General features: G+C 29.5%; 30 protein-coding genes. All 30 read right to left on the bottom strand.

All coding sequences use genetic code 11. The annotated features are described in order from the left end of the window. Positions 1 to 49: 49 nt before the first annotated feature. The 30 genes from KGF48_RS20675 to flgB are packed head-to-tail and all read right to left on the bottom strand — an operon-like array spanning position 50 to position 24,045. Positions 50 to 1,420, bottom strand: a complete 1,371-nt coding sequence (locus KGF48_RS20675) for a tetratricopeptide repeat protein (RefSeq protein ID WP_227868056.1) — start codon at positions 1,418 to 1,420, stop codon at positions 50 to 52. Between the two features lie 31 nt (positions 1,421 to 1,451). Beyond that, complete coding sequence (locus KGF48_RS11285; RefSeq protein WP_227827751.1) at positions 1,452 to 1,826, bottom strand: FliM/FliN family flagellar motor switch protein; 375 nt, start codon at positions 1,824 to 1,826, stop codon at positions 1,452 to 1,454. Between the two features lie 2 nt (positions 1,827 to 1,828). Next, a complete protein-coding gene (locus KGF48_RS11280) occupies positions 1,829 to 2,710 on the bottom strand; it encodes a FliM/FliN family flagellar motor switch protein (RefSeq protein ID WP_227839283.1) in 882 nt (293 codons plus the stop codon). Between the two features lie 22 nt (positions 2,711 to 2,732). Further along, complete coding sequence (locus KGF48_RS11275; protein ID WP_227827753.1) at positions 2,733 to 3,494, bottom strand: flagellar hook-basal body complex protein; 762 nt, start codon at positions 3,492 to 3,494, stop codon at positions 2,733 to 2,735. A gap of 20 nt (positions 3,495 to 3,514) precedes the next feature. Continuing rightward, complete coding sequence (locus KGF48_RS20670; protein WP_227827754.1) at positions 3,515 to 4,288, bottom strand: flagellar hook-basal body complex protein; 774 nt, start codon at positions 4,286 to 4,288, stop codon at positions 3,515 to 3,517. 40 nt (positions 4,289 to 4,328) lie between these two features. Next, complete coding sequence (locus KGF48_RS11265) at positions 4,329 to 4,514, bottom strand: flagellar protein (RefSeq protein WP_227839285.1); 186 nt, start codon at positions 4,512 to 4,514, stop codon at positions 4,329 to 4,331. Then, a complete protein-coding gene (locus tag KGF48_RS11260; protein ID WP_227839286.1) occupies positions 4,499 to 4,921 on the bottom strand; it encodes a DUF6115 domain-containing protein in 423 nt (140 codons plus the stop codon). Before KGF48_RS11260 ends, KGF48_RS11265 begins: the two co-directional genes overlap by 16 nt. A gap of 15 nt (positions 4,922 to 4,936) precedes the next feature. Continuing rightward, positions 4,937 to 5,638, bottom strand: a complete 702-nt coding sequence (locus KGF48_RS11255) for a FliA/WhiG family RNA polymerase sigma factor (RefSeq protein WP_227868055.1) — start codon at positions 5,636 to 5,638, stop codon at positions 4,937 to 4,939. A gap of 13 nt (positions 5,639 to 5,651) precedes the next feature. Continuing rightward, entirely contained in the window at positions 5,652 to 6,530 is an 879-nt protein-coding gene (locus KGF48_RS11250; RefSeq protein ID WP_227839287.1) for a MinD/ParA family protein, read from the bottom strand. Continuing rightward, positions 6,527 to 7,540 carry a flagellar biosynthesis protein FlhF gene (gene flhF, locus KGF48_RS11245; protein WP_227839288.1) on the bottom strand — a complete coding sequence of 338 codons (1,014 nt, stop codon included), beginning with the start codon at positions 7,538 to 7,540 and terminating at the stop codon, positions 6,527 to 6,529. The genes KGF48_RS11250 and flhF overlap by 4 nt, the downstream gene beginning before the upstream one ends. After that, on the bottom strand, positions 7,518 to 9,593 hold the full coding sequence (gene flhA / locus KGF48_RS11240) for a flagellar biosynthesis protein FlhA (RefSeq protein ID WP_227827760.1): 2,076 nt from the start codon (positions 9,591 to 9,593) through the stop codon (positions 7,518 to 7,520). Before flhA ends, flhF begins: the two co-directional genes overlap by 23 nt. An 8-nt stretch (positions 9,594 to 9,601) precedes the next feature. After that, positions 9,602 to 11,416 carry a fused FliR family export protein/FlhB family type III secretion system protein gene (locus KGF48_RS11235; RefSeq protein ID WP_227839289.1) on the bottom strand — a complete coding sequence of 605 codons (1,815 nt, stop codon included), beginning with the start codon at positions 11,414 to 11,416 and terminating at the stop codon, positions 9,602 to 9,604. Between the two features lie 11 nt (positions 11,417 to 11,427). After that, positions 11,428 to 11,697 (bottom strand): flagellar biosynthesis protein FliQ, encoded by a 270-nt coding sequence (gene fliQ / locus KGF48_RS11230; protein ID WP_227827762.1) that lies wholly within the window; start codon positions 11,695 to 11,697, stop codon positions 11,428 to 11,430. Between the two features lie 12 nt (positions 11,698 to 11,709). Further along, on the bottom strand, positions 11,710 to 12,375 hold the full coding sequence (gene fliP, locus KGF48_RS11225) for a flagellar type III secretion system pore protein FliP (RefSeq protein ID WP_227827763.1): 666 nt from the start codon (positions 12,373 to 12,375) through the stop codon (positions 11,710 to 11,712). Next, positions 12,376 to 12,750 carry a flagellar biosynthetic protein FliO gene (locus tag KGF48_RS11220; RefSeq protein WP_227839290.1) on the bottom strand — a complete coding sequence of 125 codons (375 nt, stop codon included), beginning with the start codon at positions 12,748 to 12,750 and terminating at the stop codon, positions 12,376 to 12,378. Positions 12,751 to 12,764: 14 nt separating this feature from the next. Beyond that, positions 12,765 to 13,208, bottom strand: a complete 444-nt coding sequence (fliL, locus tag KGF48_RS11215; RefSeq protein WP_227839291.1) for a flagellar basal body-associated FliL family protein — start codon at positions 13,206 to 13,208, stop codon at positions 12,765 to 12,767. Between the two features lie 11 nt (positions 13,209 to 13,219). Further along, positions 13,220 to 13,915 (bottom strand): OmpA family protein, encoded by a 696-nt coding sequence (locus tag KGF48_RS11210; RefSeq protein ID WP_227839292.1) that lies wholly within the window; start codon positions 13,913 to 13,915, stop codon positions 13,220 to 13,222. After that, on the bottom strand, positions 13,905 to 14,723 hold the full coding sequence (locus tag KGF48_RS11205; protein ID WP_227839293.1) for a MotA/TolQ/ExbB proton channel family protein: 819 nt from the start codon (positions 14,721 to 14,723) through the stop codon (positions 13,905 to 13,907). The genes KGF48_RS11210 and KGF48_RS11205 overlap by 11 nt, the downstream gene beginning before the upstream one ends. Beyond that, positions 14,723 to 14,926, bottom strand: coding sequence for a flagellar FlbD family protein (locus tag KGF48_RS11200; RefSeq protein ID WP_054268815.1), 204 nt, complete (start codon positions 14,924 to 14,926; stop codon positions 14,723 to 14,725). The genes KGF48_RS11205 and KGF48_RS11200 overlap by 1 nt, the downstream gene beginning before the upstream one ends. Before the next feature lie 12 nt (positions 14,927 to 14,938). Continuing rightward, positions 14,939 to 15,919 (bottom strand): flagellar hook-basal body complex protein, encoded by a 981-nt coding sequence (locus tag KGF48_RS11195; protein ID WP_227827768.1) that lies wholly within the window; start codon positions 15,917 to 15,919, stop codon positions 14,939 to 14,941. Positions 15,920 to 15,945: 26 nt separating this feature from the next. Continuing rightward, complete coding sequence (locus KGF48_RS11190; protein ID WP_227827769.1) at positions 15,946 to 16,554, bottom strand: flagellar hook assembly protein FlgD; 609 nt, start codon at positions 16,552 to 16,554, stop codon at positions 15,946 to 15,948. Between the two features lie 17 nt (positions 16,555 to 16,571). Beyond that, on the bottom strand, positions 16,572 to 17,777 hold the full coding sequence (locus tag KGF48_RS11185; protein WP_227868054.1) for a flagellar hook-length control protein FliK: 1,206 nt from the start codon (positions 17,775 to 17,777) through the stop codon (positions 16,572 to 16,574). Positions 17,778 to 17,805: 28 nt separating this feature from the next. Further along, positions 17,806 to 18,252, bottom strand: a complete 447-nt coding sequence (gene fliJ, locus KGF48_RS11180) for a flagellar export protein FliJ (RefSeq protein WP_227839295.1) — start codon at positions 18,250 to 18,252, stop codon at positions 17,806 to 17,808. A gap of 31 nt (positions 18,253 to 18,283) precedes the next feature. Beyond that, the gene (fliI, locus tag KGF48_RS11175; protein WP_227827772.1) at positions 18,284 to 19,603 is read right to left on the bottom strand and encodes a flagellar protein export ATPase FliI; all 1,320 of its coding nucleotides are present in this window, start codon (positions 19,601 to 19,603) and stop codon (positions 18,284 to 18,286) included. A 3-nt stretch (positions 19,604 to 19,606) separates the two neighbouring features. Continuing rightward, a complete protein-coding gene (locus tag KGF48_RS11170) occupies positions 19,607 to 20,347 on the bottom strand; it encodes a FliH/SctL family protein (RefSeq protein ID WP_227827773.1) in 741 nt (246 codons plus the stop codon). Continuing rightward, entirely contained in the window at positions 20,331 to 21,401 is a 1,071-nt protein-coding gene (gene fliG, locus KGF48_RS11165; RefSeq protein WP_227839296.1) for a flagellar motor switch protein FliG, read from the bottom strand. Before fliG ends, KGF48_RS11170 begins: the two co-directional genes overlap by 17 nt. A gap of 12 nt (positions 21,402 to 21,413) precedes the next feature. Continuing rightward, complete coding sequence (fliF, locus tag KGF48_RS11160) at positions 21,414 to 22,964, bottom strand: flagellar basal-body MS-ring/collar protein FliF (protein ID WP_227839297.1); 1,551 nt, start codon at positions 22,962 to 22,964, stop codon at positions 21,414 to 21,416. A gap of 24 nt (positions 22,965 to 22,988) precedes the next feature. Beyond that, positions 22,989 to 23,306, bottom strand: a complete 318-nt coding sequence (fliE, locus tag KGF48_RS11155; protein ID WP_227827776.1) for a flagellar hook-basal body complex protein FliE — start codon at positions 23,304 to 23,306, stop codon at positions 22,989 to 22,991. 9 nt (positions 23,307 to 23,315) lie between these two features. Continuing rightward, complete coding sequence (flgC, locus tag KGF48_RS11150) at positions 23,316 to 23,720, bottom strand: flagellar basal body rod protein FlgC (protein WP_227839298.1); 405 nt, start codon at positions 23,718 to 23,720, stop codon at positions 23,316 to 23,318. A gap of 7 nt (positions 23,721 to 23,727) precedes the next feature. Beyond that, a complete protein-coding gene (gene flgB / locus KGF48_RS11145) occupies positions 23,728 to 24,045 on the bottom strand; it encodes a flagellar basal body rod protein FlgB (RefSeq protein WP_227434666.1) in 318 nt (105 codons plus the stop codon). Positions 24,046 to 24,399 lie beyond the last annotated feature (354 nt).

Genomic DNA, 24,399 nt, shown 5'->3' with positions numbered 1-24,399 from the left:
ATAAATAAATTATTTTAAAATGAAATAGTTTATTTTTCTTATTTATTTTTTATTCTTCTTTTAAAATTTCCTTTACCTTTGAGTTATTATACATACTATTAGGAACTTTATTAACTAGTTTTTTTAATGTCAATTTAGAATTTTTTAAATCACCTTTATTATAATACATCATACCTAAATTATAATATGATTCATCAAAATAGGCATCTTCTTCTGAGTAATTTTCTACATACATTTTATAATATTCTTCAGCAGTACTATAGTCTTTTAATTTTTCACTAAGAGTAGCTACTTGATAAGTTGCTTCTGATGTATTCCCTTTATTTCCACCAGTATCTACTACCTTTTTATATAACTGTATAGAAGACTTTGTTTTCTTTTCCTTCTTTAAATTATTCGCTTTAGACATCAATTCATCTTCTGTAAATAAATCAGTATTTTTATCATTTTCATTATCTACAGTATTTTTTTCAGAGTTTATATCTTCTTTATCATCACTTCTATCATTATTATTTGAATTAGAAGTCTTTTCCTTATTTTCTTTATCATTTAAGCTAGAATTTAGTTTTTCTTCATTTTTAACACTAGTATTTTCAGACATCTGCTTTTTTAAATTATTCATCTTATAAGAACTATATATATTTTGTCCTATTAATAATATACCTAATATTATTGCTAAATGTAGATATTTATTTTTTTTAATACTTTTTTTCTTATTAGAAGTTAAATTTTTCTGTTTTTCAGTTCTATTATCTTTCTTAACTACATCTTTAGTTTCATCAAATTTAGAGTGTTTAATATTTCTATGTAAAAATTCACTCTCATCAATATCTACATCTGCATTACTTTTGATTTGTTTATTATATGTATCTAATATATTATTCTCTTGGTTTAATAAATGATTTTCTTTATCAATCCTTTTTAACACTTCTAAACATTCATCAAATTTTATGTACTCTTCTTCTTTATCATAAATCAAAGCAAGCAACTCATAAGGCTCTATTAAATCGCTGTATTGTTCAGTTATAAATTTAAAACCTTGTATAGCTTCTTTGTACATTCCTTTGTTTATGAATCTTATAAGCTGATTATATTTTTCAAAGAAAATTAAAAACTCCTCAGATGTAAGCATATTTATATACTTTTCACACAGAGCAGTTTTTTCACAAATGGAACTCTTATAGAAACTTTCTACAGCCTCATCAAAATTACATTTTAGTAGGTTTATAAGACCTATAAGATTTAAAATATCTACATCATTTGGGCTTAAATCTCTTGCTTCTTTTAAAAATTTTAATCCACTTGATATACAATTATTATTTATATTATCAATAGATTCATTATATAGAGCACATGAGTCTTTTTTATTGAGTTTTAATATATCTTTCTTTACATCATTTAAGTTTAAAATAAATACCACCTCATGCCATAAGTATTAATTGATTTTGTTTCTAAACAAGAGATTTTACCATGTCCTCTTCACTTACTATACTTGTTACTTTTACACCAAAGTTTAAGTCTACCACTACCACTTTTCCATAAGCCAGTACTTTATTGTCTATTAGTATTTCTACATCTTGGTCTGCTAAAGTATCAAGTTCAATAAGAGAACCTTTATTTAAATTTAAAATATCTCTCAAACTCATCTTAGTTCTTCCTATAACTACAGATAACTCTAACTTAAGGTCAAGTATTCTCTCTATATTATTTCTATTAGTTTCAGAAATTTCTAAAGCTAATTCATCATCTCCACCAATTTCTTTTTCACTTTTATCATTCAATAACATTTTTGCTTCTTCATCTGAAATAAGATTACTATTATCCATGACTACACCTCTTTTTTGACAGCATCATTTATTTTAACACCCTTTTTACTTGATATAAATCCTGGTGTTGCTGTGTATGATTTTGAATTTTCTACATATACATCTATATAATCATTTATCTTTTTATTTGTTACTATTACATCTCCAACTTCTAGTTTAAGTAAATCCTCAACATTAATTGATACTTTACCTATCTCTGCAATAACTGATAATTCTATATTAGATACACTATCATAGATTTTCTTAGTGAATTCTTCTGAATTATCTCCTGCATCCATATCTAAAAATTCTACTACAGAAATATTTTCCAACATGGCCTCTAAACCATTGTATGGGAAACAAAGTGAAACCGTACCAATATACTCATTATCATTTAGCACTTTTAAATCTACAACACATACAGGTGCAGTTGGTGAACACAATTGTGGTAAATTAATATGTGTGTGTGTATCTAATACTTGTATGTTTTCAAAGCCTTCAAATAAATGCATATTTCTTACTAAATCCTCCATAAGATGTAAAAGCACTTTCTTATCAAGTTCTGTAAGTTCTCTTTTAGTATCTATTATAACTCCATTTCCTCCAGATGTTATATCAATCCACATATCAGCTACACTTCTATCTATTCTAAAAGAAAAGTTTTTCATAATAGGTTCCATCGAATTTTGTACTACTAAACATGAAGATGTTACCCTATCTAAAAAAGTTTGATAATTTACTTGGTCTATATTCTCAACCACCATACTAGAATTACACTTAAGTTCATAAACTATATAGTTTTTATATTTTTTACAGAATTCAGCTAATAAAAAATTTAAACAAGTTAAATTTTCTCTTGAATAACTCTGAGGTTTGCCGAAATCATAATCTTTCATATCATACATGAATATTCCTCACCTTACATAATTATTTAGCTCTTAAATTATTAGCTATTTGCCACATTTCATCTGCTGTCTTTATGCCTTTTGAATTCATTTGAAATGCTCTTTGAGTAGCTATCAAGTCAACAAATTCGTCTTGTAAAGAAACATTTGACCTTTCTCTGTAGCCCTGAACTATATCCACCTTTCCAACTTGTTTGACTTGTCCTGCATCAGTTGCAACAAATAGGCTATCTCCTTCAGATATAAAATTTTGAGTTCCTATAGGTTCATATAAGTTTATCTTTCCTATTTTCTTATTATCTACAGATAAATCTCCATTTCTTGAAACTGTTAAGTTTGTATTATTTATATTTGTATTATTATAGTTATAACCTGCATCAAATTGAACATCTAATATATTTCCATTATCATCTACAATCTTACCTAAAGCATCTACATTAAATCCACCATTTCTTGTATATGCATATGTACCATCATTTCTTATTACTCTAAAAAATCCTTCTCCATCTATTGCCAAGTCGCTTTTACTATTTGTTGGAGCTAATGCTCCTTGTTCATAATTTCTCATAGGAGCTGAGACTTTAGAACCAGTTCCAGTTGATATATCTTTACCATTTGTGGGATATGATGGTCTATTTAATACTTCATCTACTAAATCAGAATATTCTATATTTAGCTTTTTATATCCTGTGGAATCATTATTTGCTATGTTATTAGATATTATATCTAGTTTACTTTGATTTGCTGATAAAGCTGTTTTACTAGTATAAAACATTGTGTACATAAAAATTCACCTCCTATTATTTATCTTACTGAACCAATCTCGCTTGCTATTTTTGCTAATTTAGAATCCATAGCTTGAATTATCTTTTGATTTGCTTCATATTCTCTTGAAATTGTCATCATATTGTTGATTTCAGATACCATATCCACATTAGATGACTCTATAGCATTTTGTATTGTATATGCATTATTTGCTTTTATAGCTCCTTCTCCAGAATACAGGTTATCGCCTTCTTTTTTTAGCTTATTATAGTCATTAAAATCTACCATATTAAATTTGTACATAGCATTTCCGTCCAGTGATATTGTATTATCCTTTGCTACTTCAAACTTTTTATTTCCTACATTTATATGACCCACAGCACCAGTTACAGTATTTGTTCCAAGAACATAGTATCCTTCACTAGTTATAAGGTCTCCTTGATTATCTGTCCTAAAATTCCCATTTCTAGTATAAAACTGATTCCCAGCTGCATCACTAACCAAAAAGAACCCCTTACCTTGAATAGCTACATCCATTTTATTATCAGTCTGTTTTATAGGACCTTGGTTAAAATCTGTAATAGTTTCATCCATAGAAACACCTGGACTTATTTTTCCTATCTCTTGCTTTTGTTTAGTTCCATTTGCATAATTATTGTAACCTTCTAATTTCAATTCATCAAAACTTTTGGTTAAAAGCTGTTTACTTTTATAGCCATTAGTATCCATGTTGGCTAGGTTATTGACAACAACATTTTGCTTTTGTTGATTTGTTATCATAGCAGAAACTGCTGTATATAATCCTCTTATCACATTATGACCTCCTTTTTTGTAAATTGTTCAACAAGACTATTTATTCTAAAACTTTCATCTCACTTGCATATTTCATACCTAGTGCTCTGGCCTTTTTTTCTATCTCTGCTTTACTCATATCATTATTACTAAAAAGCATTATACATAAAGTTGATATTAATATACCAATCCCTATTCCTAAAAATACTTTTTTATCAAATAATAACATTCTTATATTTTGTAACAACTCCTTATTAATGACAGTTCACCCTTTCCAATATCTAGCATCTTGCATATTTCCACATCATCATAACCAGAATTTATAAGATGTTTCACTTTAAGAGATAGCTCATTTTCTTGTTTTATTTCCTGTTTTGATTCTATAAATATATCTTCTTTTTTTTCTTCATTGGTTTTCATTAAGCTATAATTTTCATAAATTTTTATATGATTATTACTTCTTATTTCAGCAAGTACTTTATCTAAAAAAAATCTTCTTTTTTCTGCAACTATCAATCTATCATTTGCCTCATATTCCTGTTCAAATATTTTATCAAAGTACCTGTTATCTTTATTTTTTGATTCATTATGTAAATTTGCAATTATAGTTACTATTATCAAAATAGACACTACTATTAATATAATTTGTATCATCACATCAATCACCATCTATATAGAATATTTAAGTTCTTTTATTTTGTTTCTTAGGTTTCTTATTGATTTTCTGTGGAGTTGTGAAACTCTTGATTCTGAAACACCCAGCACTTTCCCTATTTCCTTTAGATTTAAATCTTCATAATAGTACAGTGAAAGTATCAATTTTTCCTTTTCCCTTAAATTACAAATTGCTTGAGATAAAATTTCTAGTTTTTCTTCTTCCTCTATTACATTTGCTGGAATATCTTCCTCTCTGTCACTTATTGTATCTTGTACAGTTTCATTTGTATCTTCAAAGATTACATGGTTTAATGACACAATATTTAGCATATCTATATTATTTTCAATATCATAAAGTTCCTTTTCTGAAATATTTAATTCATTTGCAATTTCATATGAAGTTGGCTCTCTTAATAACTCAGCCTGTAATTTTTCTACTACTCTATTATATTTATTTACTTTAGTTAAATTGTGCTTAGAGATTGGACTTTGATTTCTAATTTCATCTAATATAGCTGATTTTATTTTTATATAAGAGTAACTAGAAAATTTTGCTCCTTTTTCAACATCAAATTTATTTATTGCATCAATCAATCCAATAACTCCACTATTTACTAAATCTTGATATTCAAAGCCTTTCCCAGGTATAAAAAATTTTCTTGCTATACTCTTTACAAGAGGCATATTCTCTTTTATTAATTCGTCTCTATTCATTAACTACGCCTCCTTAGCTTTTAAATATACTAAACATTTTTCTTAGTAGACCCTTATTCTCATCAATATCTTCTCTTGACTGACTTACCATTCTCTTTGCTATAGATATAATACACTTTGAAGCGCTACTTGTAGGATATTCCAGAATAAATGGTATCTGCTTTTTTACACATATTCCTACTTTTTTATCATCTATTATATATCCATATAGCTCTAAATTAAGATTTAAAAATTTGTCTACAACCATCTTTATTCTGTTGTATGTAGATTTTGCCTCTTCTAAATTTATTACTCTGTTGATTATTATGTTTGCACTTCTCTTTATACCGAAATTACTTATAGCCTTTAGTAAGCTATATGCATCAGTCAATGATGTTGGCTCTGGAGTTGTTATTAAGAAAAATTCAGTACTACAATATATAAATGACAATAGACTTTTACTCATACCAGCTCCTGTATCAATTATTATAAAATCGACATCATGAATCTGTTCTATGCTATGTATAAACTTATTTCTTTGAGCTTCTGTAAAATCTTCTATATGATTAAGTGCAGAACCTCCAGAAATTATATTCACACCATATTTAGTTTGTGAAATTATATCTTCTATATTTTTTTCTCCATTAATTACATCAATTATCGTACCTTTTACATTTACACCCATTATTATATCTATATTTGACATTCCTATATCTGCATCTAATATAAGAACTTTTTTATTAAGCCTAGTCAAGCAGATAGACAAATTTGTAGCAAGATTACTCTTTCCAACACCACCTTTCCCAGAAGCTATTGTAATTATCTTAGGTGCATTCCCATTATCTACTATAAATTCATCAAGTCCTTTTTTTTCTATTGCCATTTTTCTCAAGATTTGAGCTTGGTCAATCATATACTTTCAACTCCTAATAGTAATCTTATAATCTTATCTTCATTAGGTTTTATAATATCATCAGGAACATTTTGCCCTATTGTAATATATGATATTGGTTTTTGTGCATAATTCACTATGTTAAAGATGGAACCATATGTGATTGTTTCATCTAGCTTTGTAATTATTAAACTTTTAAAGTTCACATTTTTATATGAATCTATAATTGCTTTTGTATCATTTTCTCTTGTTGTGCAATTCAAAACTAAGTGTATATTATCAGTTTCAGCTTTATCTATGAGATTTTTGATTTCTAGTATTTGCATAGAATTTTTATATCCTCTACCTGTGGTATCTATTAATACAACATCACAATCTTTCATCTCATCAAGTGCCAACTCCATCTCATCAGGGCTTATTACTCCTTTAAAAGGAATATTCATTATGTCAGTATATATCTTTAACTGCTCTACAGCGCCAATTCTATAGGTATCTATAGTTATTACACCTACTTTTTTATTTTCCTCAAATACTAATTTTGCAGCTAACTTTGCTATTGTAGTTGTCTTACCTACTCCTGGTGGTCCAACTAGAGCGATTTTCCCATTTATCGTTGGATTTTCTATTTTAATCTTTTTCTTTAGACTTTCCACTAAATTTTTACTTGTATCAATTCCATTGAACTTCATTTCTTGTAAGTCAGTTCTTATGGACTCTACAATTTCTTCATTTAACTCTAGATTTAGTAGGTTCTTACATATTTTATCTATATCATTGTCATTCTTATTATCAAACCCCATATTACTTATAATTGACTTTAATTGTTCTACCTCTCGTTTCAAGTCATTTTGTTCTACATTATCTCTCTTTTCCCATCCGACAGTTAATTCGATATCTCTCTTAGAAAAAATACCTCGTATTCCAGATTTTCTTACCTCTTTTTTATCTATTAATGTAATATTGTCACCCAATTCCATTTTGGCTAGATTCATAGCATCCTGAATTGTATCAGCTGTATACTTTTTCGTCATCATATATGCTCACCACACCTTCTGCTTTGATTTTAACATCATTAGGTATTTCATTTAATGATAGTACCGTCAAATTAGGATATACAATCTCAACTAGTTTTCTAAATGGTGCTCTTATCTTTGGTGATACTACTATTACTGGTATATTATGATTGAAATATACATTACCTATTACATCTTGTATACTCTCAAATATTTTGTTTGTATTTTCTGGGTCAACGGCTGGATAAGTTCCATTTACAGACCTTTGTAAATTATTGGATACTAATTCCTCAGTTTCTGGAGATAATGTAGCCACTACAATTGACTTATCTTCATCCACCAAATTCGTACAAATACTTCTAGCTAAAGCTATTCTCACATATTCAGTAAGAAGCTCTATGTCTTTTGTATTTCGAGACTGGTCTGCAAGTGTTTCAAGTATTGTAACCCTATCCTTTATATTTACTTTTTCTCTCAACAGATTTTTAAGTACTTTTTGAACCTCACCAAGTGTCATTAAATCTGGTATCAATTCATCAACTACAGCACTATAATTTTCTCTTGCTGCATCTATAATAGTCTTAACTTCTTGTCTTCCCAGCAATTCATGTGCATTGGATTTTATTATATCTAGTAAATGGGTTATAAGTATTGTGGATGAATCTACAACTGTATAACCTTTTAACTCTGCATCTTCTACCTTATCACTTTCTATCCAAAGTGCCTCTATTCCAAAAGTAGGCTCAATTGTCTTTATTCCAAATATATTAAAACCTTGATTCATAGGGTCCATACATAAAACCATATTAGGCATTATCTCATATCCACCAACTACATTACCTTTTATCTTTATATTGTATTGGTTCGGATTTAATTGTAAATTATCTCTTATTCTTATAGGTTGTACAACGATACCCATGTCTATGGCACATTGTCTTCTTATTGATGCTATTCTCTGAAGTAAATCTCCTCCTGCTGATTCATCAGCTAGAGATATTAAGCCATATCCAATTTCTACTTCTATAGCTTCTACATTTATTAAGTTTGTTACATCTTCTACTTCGTTTTTGTCTGGATTTACCATATCAGGTTTTTCAAAATCTAAATCTTCTAAGGTATCCTTCTTTTCTCTTCCTAAGAAGTAACCTGCTGCTATTGCACCTATTCCCAGTGAAAAAAACGCTGGTTTAGGTAATCCAGGCATCATACCAAGTACAATTAAAACACATCCAGTCATCATTATTGCTTTTGGTATTGCTGTTAATTGCTTACCTACTAAGTCACCAAAGTTTTCATCAGTCGAAGCTCTTGTTACGATTATACCAGCTGATGTAGATATTAGTAGAGCTGGTATCTGGCTTACAAGTCCATCACCTATAGTAAGTCTTACATAAGTCTGAGCTGCACCCATAAGAGTCATGTTTAGCATTACAGCTCCTATTACAATTCCTCCTATTATGTTTATTGCTGTTACTATAAGACCTGCTATAGCATCTCCTTTTACAAACTTATTTGCACCATCCATAGATCCATAAAAATCAGCTTCTTGTTGGAGTTCTTTTCTTCTTTTTCTAGCGGTTTTGTCATCTATAACTCCTGCATTTAAATCTGCATCTATACTCATCTGCTTCCCTGGCATGGCATCTAACGTAAATCTAGCTGTTACTTCAGATACTCTTCCAGAACCATTAGTTATAACGACAAATTGAACAATTAATATAATTAGGAATATAATTATACCTACTACGTAATTTCCACCTACAACAAAACTTCCAAATGCCTCTATAACTTCACCTGCATATCCTTGAGTTAAAATCAATCTAGTTGATGAAAGATTTAATCCCAATCTAAATAGTGTTGTAACAAGTAACACTGTTGGAAATATAGATAAATCAAGTACATTTGTTGTAAATAATGTCATTAATAAAATTAGCACAGATAAACTTATGTTAATTGCCAGTAAAATATCTAATATAAATGTAGGTAATGGCACTATCATCATAAGAACAATTCCTACGACACCAAAAGCCACTATTACGTCCATATGTTCCTTTAGATTAAACTTATTCATTACTTATCCTACCTTTTTGGGACTTTGTATCTATTTTTGATTTTATATACTGCTACTAATATCTCTGCAAAAGCTTGATACATGTCCTCTGGAATTTCTTGGTCTATTTCTACTTGCTTATATAACAACCTAGCGATAGGTTTATTTTCTATTATTGGGATATCATTTCCCTTTGCGATTTCCCTTATTTTAAAAGCTAAATAGTCTGCACCTTTTGCCACTACTACTGGAGCTTGGTCCTTTCCTTTTTCATATCTCACTGCTATAGATAAGTGAGTTGGATTGGTTACTATTACAGTAGCGCTTGGTACTGCTTGCATAGTCCTTTGAGATGAGATTTGTCTTTGTTTTTGTTTTATTTTAGCTTTTATTTCTGGGTCCCCTTCTGAGTTTTTATATTCATCTTTAATTTCTTGTTTTGTCATTCTAAGTTGCTTTTTATGACTATATCTTTGATAAAAATAGTCTGCAGCTGCTATAACTATCATAGCTATGCAAATTTTACTTAATATAGAATATACTAAGTCTTTAATTGTATACATTAAAGTTGGAAGATATATATTACCTAGCTTTAAGATATCTAAATAATTATCTTGAAAGAATTTATATCCTATGTATGCTAAGACAGATATAATCGCTACATCCTTTATTAAAGTTGATAAACTTCTCATGGAAAACATATTTTTGAATCCACTAACTGGATTTAATTTTGATAGATTTGGTTTCAAAGTTTCCCCAGTAAACAATATTCCCACTTGAAACAGGTTAGCTACTATACCTAAAACCAAGAATGGAATAGCTATTGGCAAAAATATCTTAAAAAAATCCATTAATCCCACTATAACTAAGTTTTCTAGATTTGAATAATTTATGTCCATATAAAAATTCACACTTAAAAAATGATTAAGTGAAGATTTAAGTGTATCCACTACATATGAAAATAATGTAGGGACTAATAAAGTGAATGCAAATAGAGTCATTGCAACGGGTAATTCTCTACTTTTTGCTATATTACCTTTTTTTCTTTGTTCTCCCTTTTTCTTTGGAGTGGCTTCTTCTGTTTTATCTGCTGAACCCATAAAAAACATGGGGGCTAGTGCAAAAGTTCCCTCATACATCTTTGGTATCTGACTCAATAAGTGACTTATTTGGTTGACAATTAAAGGTATTGATATGATAAATAGTGCTATACCAACCAATATTTTTAATGGCATACCAACTATCATTACGTTTAGTTGAGGTACACTTCTTGATATAAGACCTAATATAAAATCTGCCATAAGCAGACAAAGTACAATAGGTATTGCTATTTTGAATCCAGTTATAAAGCACTGCACAAATATGTTTATTATATAATCTATATTATTATCTACAAATGATTTTCCTATTGGAATTAACTCAAAACTATACCTTATACCTCGAATTAAAACATGATGCCCATCCATGCTAAAAAATATCATTATTGCTGTCCAGTTCATAAGATTATCAATTAAAGTTGTTTGAGCCATTGAATTTGGGTCAAACATATTAATCATTGATAATCCCATCTGTTGGTCCATCATAGAACCTGCCATTCTGATACTATAAAAACATAGATTAGTTATATATCCGAGAATAATCCCTGTTATCGTCTCATTTATACCATATAACGTAAACATTACAATATTATCTACATTTGTTGCATATTCAATTTGCATAGTACTTGAAATCAATATTGATATAATGATTGCAAAAAGTGACTTAAATAAAGCAGGTGTACCAGCTGGAAATAGTATTCTCAATGTTCCGAAGAAGGCTACTATTCTAATAAATACAAAAATCATATGCACCCTACCTACTTAGTTATAAGAGATATCATATTGAATATCTCAGAAGTAAAATTAATAAGAGTATGTAACATCCAGCTTCCACCAATAGCTACTACTAAAAGAATTGCTATTAGTTTTGGTACAAAAGTCAATGTTTGCTCCTGGATTTGAGTTGTAGCTTGAAACACACTTATTAAAAGTCCAACTACAAGAGAAACAATTAGTACTGGAGCTGCAATCATAGCTCCTGTAAACATGCCATTTTTAAGAACACTCATTATCATAAATTCACTCATACTATTTTTCTCCTATCCAAATCCCAATATCAATGTTTTTACTATCAAGTTCCATCCATCTACCATTACAAATAATAACAACTTAAATGGTAATGATATCATGACTGGAGGCAACATAAACATTCCCATAGACATCAAAACACTTGCCACAACAAGGTCTATTATCAAAAATGGTATGTATATTAAAAAACCTATTTGAAAAGCAGTTTTTAACTCACTTATCGCAAAAGCTGGAACTACAACAGATAAGGGTATATTTTCACGAGTTAATTTTTTTTCTTTTAACCCTGCCTGTTCTACAAATAAATCTAAGTCAGTTTGTCTAGTTTGCTTTAATAAAAACTCTTTAATAGGTACTTCTGCTTCCTTCATAGCTTTTTCCATAGTGATTTCTTCTTTAATATATGGTTGTAATGCCTTTTCGTTTATTTCATTTAATACTGGTCTCATTATAAATATTGTCAATACTATTGCAAGCCCTACCAAAACTTGACTTGGAATTGCTTGTTGTGCTCCTAATGCTGATTTCAAAAATGATAAACTTATGACTATTCTAACAAAGCTTGTCATCATGAACATTACAAATGGTAAAAACATTAATGCAGTTAGAAATAAAAACAATTGCATTGAACTTGTATATGGTACGTCAGCCAAAGGTAATTTTGATAATAGTTCCATTTACTTATCTTCCTTTTTTGTAAATTTTCCAATATATCTACTGAAATCATATTTTGCTTTGATTTTTTCCATTTTAAAGTCTTGGATTTTAAAATTTCTTTCTTTAATGTCCTCTTCTATTTTTGATATTTCTTCTTTGGTCAAATCTTTTATCTTATTCATACTAGCTGAAGAAGATGCAATAATACATCCTTCTTCACCTATTTTTAAAATTATTATGCTATTGTTTTTATTTATACTTACAATGTCTAGTATTTTTACATATTTATCATTGTATTTTTTTAATAAAGTTCCCTGGCTAATTTTTAAAGATAAGACTATCAATATTAAAATTATTGGAATACATATTAATATCTTTAATAAATAAAGTATCATGTCTTACCATCCTTTTATTGTACTACTATATTTGTGAAATATATGTTTTGTATTACATTTCCACCTAAATTTGTATTTAAAGTATTTTTTATTTCATCTTTTATATTATCTAAATTCTCAGCAACAAAATCATCTGCTCTTTTTGCCATTAGGCAATTTATGATATTATCTCTAATTAGAGGTGTATTCTTTTCTATATCTTTATATGAAGCATCATAAGAAACAGTTATTGATACCTTTAAATATCTTACACCTTCATCAGCTAGCTTCAATACCATTTCTTCTAAATCAAGATTTTCTGTTTTTATTTCATCTTTACCTTTTCCTGTTGGAATAAACAAACCTATAATCTTATCAATTTGTCCACTTCCACCTTTACCTAATATAAAAAACCCTGCTCCTGCTGAGAAAACAATCAGTATCAAAATAATTAGAATAATTTTTTTATTTTTGAACAAAACTCTTCCTCCTAGTCGATAGTTATAAGTATATTAACTCTTCTATTTTCAGCTCTTCCCTTTGCTGTATCATTTGAAACCAAAGGTTGATACTCTCCACATCCTGTTGCTGAAAATAGTTTAGGGTCCATGCCCTTTTCTTCTACAAAGTATCTTACAACACTTACTGCTCTACTAGAAGATAAATCCCAATTGGACTCATGTGTACTTGATTTTACAGGTACATTATCAGTATGACCTTCTATAACTATCTTATTTTTCATCATTTTTATCATGTCATATACTTTATTTAGAGTAGCTTTACTATCAACTTTTAACTCCGAAATCCCAGAGTCAAATAAGATTGAGTCATCTAACTCTAATAAAATCCCTCTACTATCATCCTTAACTGTTACACTATTTTGTAAGTTAGAATTATTAACCTTATCTTTTAAATCTTGTTCTAAATCTGACTTATCATTTTTATCCACTAAAACACTATCTATTGGAGACTTCGCACTTGTACTTGAACCTGTGTTAAACATACTTACTCCAGAAAACTGACCTTTTAATGCATTCGATATATTTTTAAATTTTTCCATGTCTACAACTGATGTTGCATATAGCAATACGAAAAAAGTAAGAATTAGAGTTATTGTGTCTGCATAAGTGGCCAACCATGCATCTGGATTTATCTCATCTTTTTTTTTATTTTTTTTACGCGCCATTACTAATTACTCTTTCTGTATTTTTATTAGATTTCAAGAACTCTAGTCTTTCACTTCTTGAAAGATATGTTGCTAATCGTTCTTCAACTACTATACTGCTTTCGCCAGATTGTATACTTATTATACCTTCCAGCATCATTTCTTTTATGTAAACTTCTTTTTCCGTTTTTTCATCTATGTTATATGCAATTGGATTTAAAGCAATATTTGCAAGTAGAGAACCATAAAATGTTGTGATTAATGCTTTTCCCATACCAGAAGCAATCAAATCTGGTGATGTAAGGTCAGATAACATTTGTATAAGACCTATTAGAGTCCCCAACATTCCAAATGCAGGTGCAAATGTTCCCCAAGTTTTAAATATCTTTGAGTATCTGTTATTTGTATCTTCAACAGAATCTATCTCTAATTCTAATATAGACCTTATTTCATTGACTTCCAGACCATCAATACATAGCTCTAATCCTTTTTTCATAAATGGGTCTTGTATTTTCATTACATCACTTTCTATTGATAAAAGACCTTCTCTTCTCGCTTTTTTTGAAAGTGTTTTAAATTGATTTAATAAGTCTAATCTTGATATACTCGTTGTTTTAAATGAGTATTGTAGTGCATTTTTTATAAGTTTCATGTCATCAATAGTAAATGTAATCATCAATGCTCCAAATGACCCAAATACTGTTATTAATATAGATGCAAAATCAAAAAAACTTTTTAATCCTGAACTACTTCCTTTTACTGCTCCAAATAAAACTAATACTGTAGATAATATTAGTCCAATGAATGTCAGTGAATCTGTTTTTTTCATTACTTTTCGCTCCTAATATAACCTACATTTATTTTCCTTTTATATTTTATTACTTTATCTACTATCTCGTCTACAGACTCTTTTACAAGATTTTTTTCTCCTGTTGTGAGTAATATTCTACTTTCTGGCACTGAGTCAATTCTTACTATAAGGTCTGAGTTTAATATGTAGCTTCTTCCGTTTAAATCCGTTACTCTTATCATACTATGTACCTACTATCTCTTAAGACTTATTATTTCTTGAAGTATCTCATCTGATGTAGATATTATTTTACTGTTTGCTTGGAAAGACCTACTTGCTATTATCATTTCTGTAAATTCTTCTGCTATATCTACATTGGAAGCTTCTATTGCTCCTTGTATTATTGTTCCTGTAGCTCCTGCTACTTGTGGGTCTCCTGAGTTTGCTGATGGCTTGTATAGGTTTCCTCCTTCTGCGTCTAGTCCTGCTGGATTTTGGAATGCATATGTTTGTACTTTTTGAATCTTACCATCATTAATATTTAAACCAGATGCATCTCCTACTTTTTTACCATCAGGTATAGGATATACAAACTGTGTTCTTTGACCATCACTTAATAAAAATTCTACAGTACCATCCTTTGATATATTGTACTCTAGTACATTTTGGACTGTTCCATCTTTAGGACTTACGCTTTGAAGTGGTATTACAATAGGTTCTTTTCCTTCTGCAGTAGCATTTTTAGTAAATTCACCAGTAGTAGCATCATACGTACCCTTATAAACCTCGCCTTGTAACATATACCCATCACCATTTACAAGTCTTCCACCTTTGATATTTTGCAAAGGTCCAGCTGCTGCTTTAAATCCTGTATCTAAGTTAAAAGAACCATCTCTTGTATACATAACTGTACCTTGTCTCACTACTGGAAGATACCCATCGCCATCTATCATCAAATCTGATGGTCTATTAGTTGGCTGTACATTTCCTTGTGTCATATCTTTATTTATACTTGATATCTTACTACCTACACCTACTTGTCCTAAGTTTGTTCCCCCTAACGCAGCTGTTGGAGCACTTGCATATAGTACAGTTTGATAAAATGAATCTGTTATTCTAGCTGAACTTTTCTTAAAAGCAGTAGTCCCAGCATTTGCTACATTGTTACCTATTACATCTAGTTTTGTTTGATTTGCTTTCATTCCACTTACACCTGAATACATTGCTTTTATCATGAATTTACCTCTTTTCTAATTTAATATTATTCTTGTTCTGGAGATTCTTGCTCTGGAGGGTTATTTTCTTCTCCTGAAGTTGTATCTACTTCTCCTATTTTAAGTAATTTTTCATATTTAACATCTACAGTTTTATCACTACCATCTACTTTCAGTTCTAAGTGTACCTCTCCATCTTTTATATATGTGGACTTTACTACACCTACAATGTTTTCATCTTCCTTCTCTTCTCCAGATACTTCTACTTCTTTACCAATTAATGACGTTGCCATACTCAAAGCAGAGTTTATTAGAGTAGAGTTACTTAAAGCTAAGAGTATATCTAGCTTGTCGTTCATAGCTGACATCTTTTCTAAAGTTGCAAACTGAGCTAATTGTGATACATACTCTGTTGGGTCTTGTGGATTCATTGGGTCTTGATTACCCATTTGTGCTACAAGTATTTTCATAAACAAGTCTTTATCAGCATCGTCACCCTGCCCTATAATTGGAGTTCCGTTGTCTGTTACTGTCTGATTTCCTTTACTTCTAACTTGTTTATTCGCAATATCATTAATATTTCTTTCAAGTTGGCTTAAGTTATTTGACCTATAGTTTCCTTGAGCCCCTGCTAAAGCTGTTGCCACTCCATACATACAGTATTACCCCCTTATTACGCTAATAAATCTACTCTTTCATCATCAATAAGATTTTCTTTAATATCATCTTCTATGACTATATTGTTACGCTTATTATTTGTATCCTGCTTATTCATATTTTCTTGGTTATTTTGTCTGTTCTGTTGTTCAAATGCTTTATCAAAAGTATCTGATGTACTTCTATTATCACTATGCATTTGCACTGATACATCTTTTATATTTACATTCGTAAGTTCAAGATGTTGCTTTAAATCTGTTATATTTTTATTTATAGAATCAAATACGTCTTTATTAAAAACAGTTACAACAGCTTTCATACTCTCATTATCTTTCAATAATTGTATGTTCATATCTCCCAATTCTTTTGGTCTTAATTTAATTGTTAACTCTTGTATATCATTTGTTTTCATATGTTTAATAGCCTTAATCGAATCATCCATGACGTTTGATTCTATATGTTTTAAATTAACATTATCGCTTTTAGTTTTGTTTATATCCATGCTTTTATTTATTACCTGACCCAAATTTCCGTTTTTATTTCCATTAACCCCTGCTAGTTTTTCCAAAATATCAGAACTATCATCTCTTTGCTTATTTGAGTTAAGATTGTCCATTCTATTACTATCAAAGTTGTATAAATCTATGCTTTTATTATCATCCTCTGTAGTTTTACTAATTACTTCAAAGTTTCCTTTAGCATTATTTTCTAAAAGTTCTCTTAACTTCATCATGTCTAAATTTTGCGCTTCATCAGATTTATTCGCATTAGCTTTATTTAATTCTGCATTTTGGTTTGCAATCTTATTCAACATATTTTTATTAAGTTTAATTTCTTGTTTCAATTCATCTGATACATTTAGCTTTTCTATATCATTTAATATAGAATTTATATCTTTATCTTTTTTATCATTATTTTTTAAAATATTTAGTAATTGTTGTAAAATCTCATTAATCTTACTGCAATCTTTTTCATATGTACTTTTATCTTCTAAGTGATTACTTTTATCTTCATCTAAATGACACTCATTATCACTATCTTCTGGTTTATCTGAGCTAACATTTTGATTGCTTGTTTCTTTTCTATCTTTAACTGGTTTATTGTCTGTTGCCTTATACAAATTATCTTCAAATTTATTCTTTTTTACATCTTTATTCTTAGATGAACTTTTTTTATCCACAATATCTTTAATAACATTATAAGAATCTGCTTGTATCTTCATACAATAATATCCTCACTTCCTACTATTCTTATAGAACTTGTCTATTTCTCAAATAACTCATACTTGCAAACTCATCATTAGTTTTTTGTTCCTTTAAATTTTCTTCTCTATAATACTGTCCATACTTTTTCTCTTTTAGTTTTTCTAATGATTTTCTTTCTATCTGTTTGTCTATAAGCTGTTTTCTAGCTTTTTCAAGTTCATTTGTCGACTTATCCAGTTCCTCTGATAAATCCATTATAGAGTTATTTAGAGCCAACAAATAGTTAATAGTTATTTTTTGATTTTGAATACTATCGTTATCTTTACTTATAGAATATTTATTATAATTACTTTCTAAGTTTTCTAAATTATTCTCTATATCTATTTTTTTTTGTTGAATTTTAGCAAACTCCATTTTTATTTTTTCTTCATCTTTCATTTTTAAGTCTAAGACTTTCTGTAATCTAAACTTAAAGTTTTTATCCAATTCCATCACAACCTCTTCAAATATTTTTTTAAGTTATTTATTCAAATATTCTTTTCAAGCTACTTATAGTTTCGTTAAAAGAGCTCTTTTCATTTATCCCTTGTTTTAAAAAATTGATAATATGCTCATGATAATAGATTGCTTCATCTATTTTTTTATTGGTACCTGAAGCATATGCACCTATATTTATCAAATCTTCTGCTTCTCTATATTCAGAGAGCATATCTCTTGCAAATGATGCTATTTTTATATCTTCTTTTGAAGCAATCTCATTCATAAGTCTACTTAAACTATTCAAGACATCTATGGAAGGATAATGGTTCTTATTTGCCAAATCTCTAGATAGAACTATATGACCATCCAGTATCCCTCTTGTAGTATCTGCTATTGGCTCATTAAAGTCATCTCCATCAACTAATACTGTATAAAATGCAGTGATAGAGCCTTTATCTGATGTCCCTGTTCTCTCCATGAGTTTTGGTAAAATGGCAAATACAGATGGTGTATATCCTTTTTGTGCTGGTGGCTCTCCTATGGCTATTCCAACTTCTCTTTGTGCCATAGCAAATCTAGTCACAGAATCCATCATAAGTATTACTTTTTTCCCTTGGTCTCTAAAGTATTCGGCTATTGCAGTGGCTGTAAGGGCACCTTTAAGTCTAACTAATGGTGCTTTATCTGATGTCGCACATACAACAACAGATTTTTTCATTCCCTCTTCACCTAAGTCTTTATCAATAAAATCTAATACTTCTCTTCCTCTTTCTCCAACAAGGGCAATTACATTTACATCTGCTTTTGCATTTCTAGCAATCATGCCTAGAGTTGTACTCTTACCTACTCCACTTCCTGCAAATATTCCTATTCTCTGTCCTTCACCACAAGTAGTAAATGCATCTATTGCTCTTACACCTGTTTCCATTATATTGCGTATCTTTTTTCTCTTCATTGGGTCAGGAGGTTCATTATTCAAGTTGTATCTGTCCCCTAAAACAACTTCTGAGTTGTCTATAGGATTTCCAAGACCATCAAGTACTTTACCTAGTAAATTATCGCTACACATAACACTTAAAGGTATCCCCTTAGAAATAACTTTACAACCAGGTGCTATTAATGTTAACTCTCCTAATGCCATTAATATTACTTCTTTATCTTTAAAACCTACTACTTCACAATTCACTGTTTTGTTGACTTGATTGTATATAACACATAGCTCTCCAACAAAAGCTTTTATCCCTTCAACTTCTACAGTAAGCCCTATTATCTTCTTAACTCTACCTTCTGATATAGTAAGTTCTAAATTTTCTATTTTCTTATTTATTTTGTCAAAATCTATAGATATATCAGTTTTATACATACTTTATTCACCAAGCAATTCTTCTTTTAGTTTTTCCATAGCACAATCAATACCAACTATTATTCTTCCATTTTCCTTTTGTATAATAGCATTTCCTTTATCTATGCTATCATCTGCAATAACAAATACACTTGATTTTAATGATGTTTCTTCTTTAAATAATTCAAACTCTTTCTCTATATTATCTTTATAGAAAGAATTACATCTTACTATGAATGAACTACTTCCTTCATAATCTTGAATAATTTGCTTTAACAAATCACTCATAGATTCTTCATCTTCAAAGTGCTTTTTTAGAACAGAACTAGCCATATTAATAGCAAGTCTTATAATCTCTTTATTTTTTTCCTTTATGTACTCAGTCATTTTCTCATTAGCTTGTAATAAGATTAAATTTGCCTGATTTCTTATAGAATCTGCTTCATCTTTAGCTTTTTGGGTATACTCATTATATGACTCTTTATATCCATCCTCATATCCATTTTTCTGACCTTGACTATACCCTTTTTCATATGCTTGCTTTTCTATATTTTGTGCATTTATTTTTGCTTCTTCCAATATCTCATTCTTTTTTATCTCAGCAGATTCTATAGCTTCTTTTATTACTTCATCTCTAAATCTACAATCATTATCTTCGTTTATATTTGATTCTCCCACTCTAGCTTTATCTATTATAGATAAGTCCAGTACTCCTTTATATGATGCTTTCTCACTTTTAATAATTTTATTATTCAACAAAGTCATCACCAAAATTCCTTACAATAGTTATGGCACCTTCTCTTTCAAGTTTTCTTACAATACTTACTATTTTTTGTTGAGCACCTTCAACCTGAGTAACCTTTATGACACCAACCATTTCCATCTCTTCTTTAAGTGCTTCTGCTGCCCTAGAGGATTGATTTCTATATATAGCATCTGATATTTCATCATCCACACCTTTTAAAGCATATACTAAATCCTTCATAGTTACTTCTTTCAGTACTTTCTGTATGCTTATATCATCTAACTTGACAATATCTTCAAATACAAATATATTAGATTTAATTTGAGCTGCTAAAGCTGGGTCTTTTTCTTCAATAGTATTCAAAATATTCTTTTCTGTTTTTCTATCAGAATTAAGTAATATTTGAACTAGAGTAGCTATTCCTCCATAATCTTTAAACTCTTCACCACTTATTGAATGCAATTTATCCTCTAATGAGCTTTCAATTACACTTATAACTTCTGGAGATATTGAACCCATTGAACTTATTCTCATAGCTACCTCATTTTGTAAATCAAAATCTAAATAAGCTAAAACTTCTGCACCATTTTCAGGTTCCATATGTGCAAGTAAAATGGCTATAGTCTGTGCACTTTCATTTCTAAGTACTTCTAATATCTTCTTTACATCTAGTTTTATAATATGTTTAAAAGGTTTTGTACTTGTATCTATTGATATACCCTCAAGTAATTTACTTGCTTTGGCATTTCCCAAGGCATTACTTAACAATTCTTTTGCATATTCAAGCCCGCCTTCTATAACATAATCTTTCGCTTTATTTATTTCTACAAACTCTTTTAATATTTCTCTTCTTTCTTTTGAAGCTATTGAAGAAATATTTGCAATTTCCAGACCTATTTTTTGAACTTGTTTATCTGGTAGACTTTTTATTATATCACTAGCCACAGTTGGACCTAATGTCATTAACAATACAGCAGCTTTTTTTAAACCTTCACCTTCTACCTTTTCTTTCTTATCATTTTCACTTATATCACTTAAATCAAACGCACTAACATTTGTAATTTCCGCGGACACTTTCTATCCCCCTTACTCATTTAACCAAGTTTTTATTATCTCTGTGACTTGGTCTGGTTTTTCTTCTGCATACATTTTAACAGCTTCTTCTAATGTCAATTCTGGGTCATCCCCTAACAGAGGATTGTCTTTCTTATCAATAGAATTAGAATTAGTACTATAAACTTCATCTTCATAATCCATATCTTCTTGTTCACTTCTCTTTTTATATATTAAGTATCCAATAACACCTACTGCAACAACTGCTACTACTCCAACAACCGCTTTTATTATATTGTTCTTGAATCCTTCTTTTTTAATATCTTCCATTTCTTGTTTAGCTTCTGCCTTACCCTTAGGGTCAAATACCATTGAAACAACGCTAAGTGTATCTCCCCTCGCTCCATCCATACCTATAGCATTATTAACAATATCTTCCACATCAGCTTGAACACCTTTAGCTATTTTCCCGTCTATAGCAACAGAAGCTGTCAATCTTTTAAGTTCTCCAGGCGCAACTATAGTATGAGTTTCAATCTTACCTGTTTCATATTCAAAACTCTCATCCAAACTATCTTCTGTATTAGTACCATTTTTATTCCCTTGGTTATTCATATTAGCATCTACACCTTGGACATTATTTGTCGCAGATTTAGATGAATTTTTTGACCTTGTTTCCTTTATAGCAACTTTGTCAGGGTCAATTTTTATTTCAGTTTTTTCAGCTGTATCAAAACTCAAATCAGCATTTACTGTAGCTTTTACTTTTCCTGTACCAAATATTGGTTCTAACATGTCTAAAATAGATTTTTCTAATTGTTTATTCAGTGCTTGCTCAGATGCCTTATTTTTATCAATACTAATAGCACCATTTATCGGTTGATTGTTTTCATCAACTTCTTCATCGTCTAAGATGCCTTCAGATAATAAGTTCATTTTGTTATCAATAACTTGAACATTTTTCTCTGGTATATTTGTAACACTTCCTGATACAAGTGCCATAACAGATTTTATTTGATTTTTCTCTAAAGTAGTTCCTGGCTTTAGCATCAAATAAACTGCAGCGCTTCCTGGAACAGCTTCCTTCTCAAATACAGAAGACTCACCAAATGTTATATGTACTCTAGTATCTTCCACCTGAGGAAAACTCTTGATTGTTTTTTCTATTTCTCCTTGTATCATTCGTTGCTTCTTAATTTGAAACTCTTCATCGGTAAGACCTATTGATGAACTATCATCCATAAGTGCAAATCCTTTAGAACCACTTGTCAAACTTGGAGCTAACTCTAATCTCAACTTATCAACTTCTGTTCTAGGAACATAAATTGTACTTCCTTTTACCTTGGTATCTATCTTTCTAGACTCTAATTCTGCTGATATATCTGCAGCATCTTGAACATCTAGTTCTGAAAATAAGACTGCATACTTATTTTTGCTTGCAGATATTGCTGTAAATACTAGTGCTAAACATATAGCAACAATCCCTATCCCTAATGCTATCTTAGTACCCTTTTTTAGAGAACCTATTTTTGTCCTAGATTTAGCAACTTGCTCTTTAATCTTATTTTTAAAACTGGCTATCATTGATTATTACTCCTGTTCAAAAGGCTAAATTTGTACTTTATTCATTTCTTGATATGCATCATGAATCTTATTTCTAACTTCTATTAGATATTGCATAGATAGTTGTGCTTCTTGACCTATTAACATAACTTCATGCATAGAAACATCTTCGCCTTTTATAAATTTTTCTTTCATATCATCTGCTGTCACTTGTTGAAAATTAACTTTATCAATAGTATCTTTTATTACATCTTCAAAATTCTTTTTTTCTTCTTTATTATTAGTATTTAATGGTTTAGTTTCTCCAATTAAGTTCTCTAACTGTGCTCCTTGCACTAGGTTGTTAATCTGTGTAATTGGCATAATTTATCCCTACTTTCCTATTTCCAGTGCTTTTGCTATCATAGACTTCTGAGCATTTAATGTATCTATATTAGACTCATATGCTCGTGAAGCAGTTATTAAATCTGTCATCTCAACTAATATATTTACGTTTGGATATTCTACATATCCATTTGGCTTTGCATCTGGGTGAGATGGGTCGTATACTTCTTTAAGAGGTGATTTGTCATCTTCAACAGATGTGACTTTTACTCCTAACATACCTAATTTATTATCATAATTTTCTTCAAATGATACAATTTTTCTTCTATATGCTTCTCCATTTGGACCTCTTGTAGCATTTATATTAGCTACATTTGATGATATGATATCCATTTTCAAACTTTCTGCTGTTAATCCACTAGCAGAGATTCTCATCCCACTGAACACACTCATCTTCTAATTACCTCCCACTTATTATTGATTTGGTCATTGCTATTTTACCATTTGCAAAACCTATCAAAGCATTATATTGTAATGTTGTCATTGCTTGGTTTACTTTTTCTTCTTCTATATCCACATTATTGCCATCCACTCTTAAACCTTTAGAATTGTCTGTTTTTTCTTCTATTTTAGGCATGGCATCATTTAATGTTTCTTCAAAAGTTACATAGTGTTTCTTATAGCCTTCAGTATTTATATTTGCTATATTATTTGCTATTGCCTGACTTCTTAAATTAGTTGCATCTAATCCCATTTTTATAATGTCATATGTATTCATACTCACTCCTCCTCAAAATATATTTATCTACTATATTTAGTGATTAAAATTGAAGTTACTATATTACAAAAAATGACTTCTTTACCCATCTAAATTTATTACATTTCTATTATATTTAATATAACGATTTATTTTTTAGTAAGAAAACAAATCTTTTTTTAATTAACCTCAATGAAAATAAAAAAAAATTTTAATATGTATTTAAATATTTCTTCGTAAAGTTGCTCTTTTTTGTAAAATAGCGACTTTTCTAGATAGTCTATCTTTATTTTTACTTATAGTTGGTAAAATATGTTATCATTTGTATTTTCTACTGTAATAAAGTGAACTTTAGCAACAAAATGACTGCCAAAA

Source organism: Clostridioides sp. ZZV15-6388 (assembly GCF_020657755.1).
Classification (GTDB): Bacteria; Bacillota; Clostridia; order Peptostreptococcales; family Peptostreptococcaceae; genus Clostridioides.
This window is presented reverse-complemented; position numbering and strand designations above follow the sequence as displayed.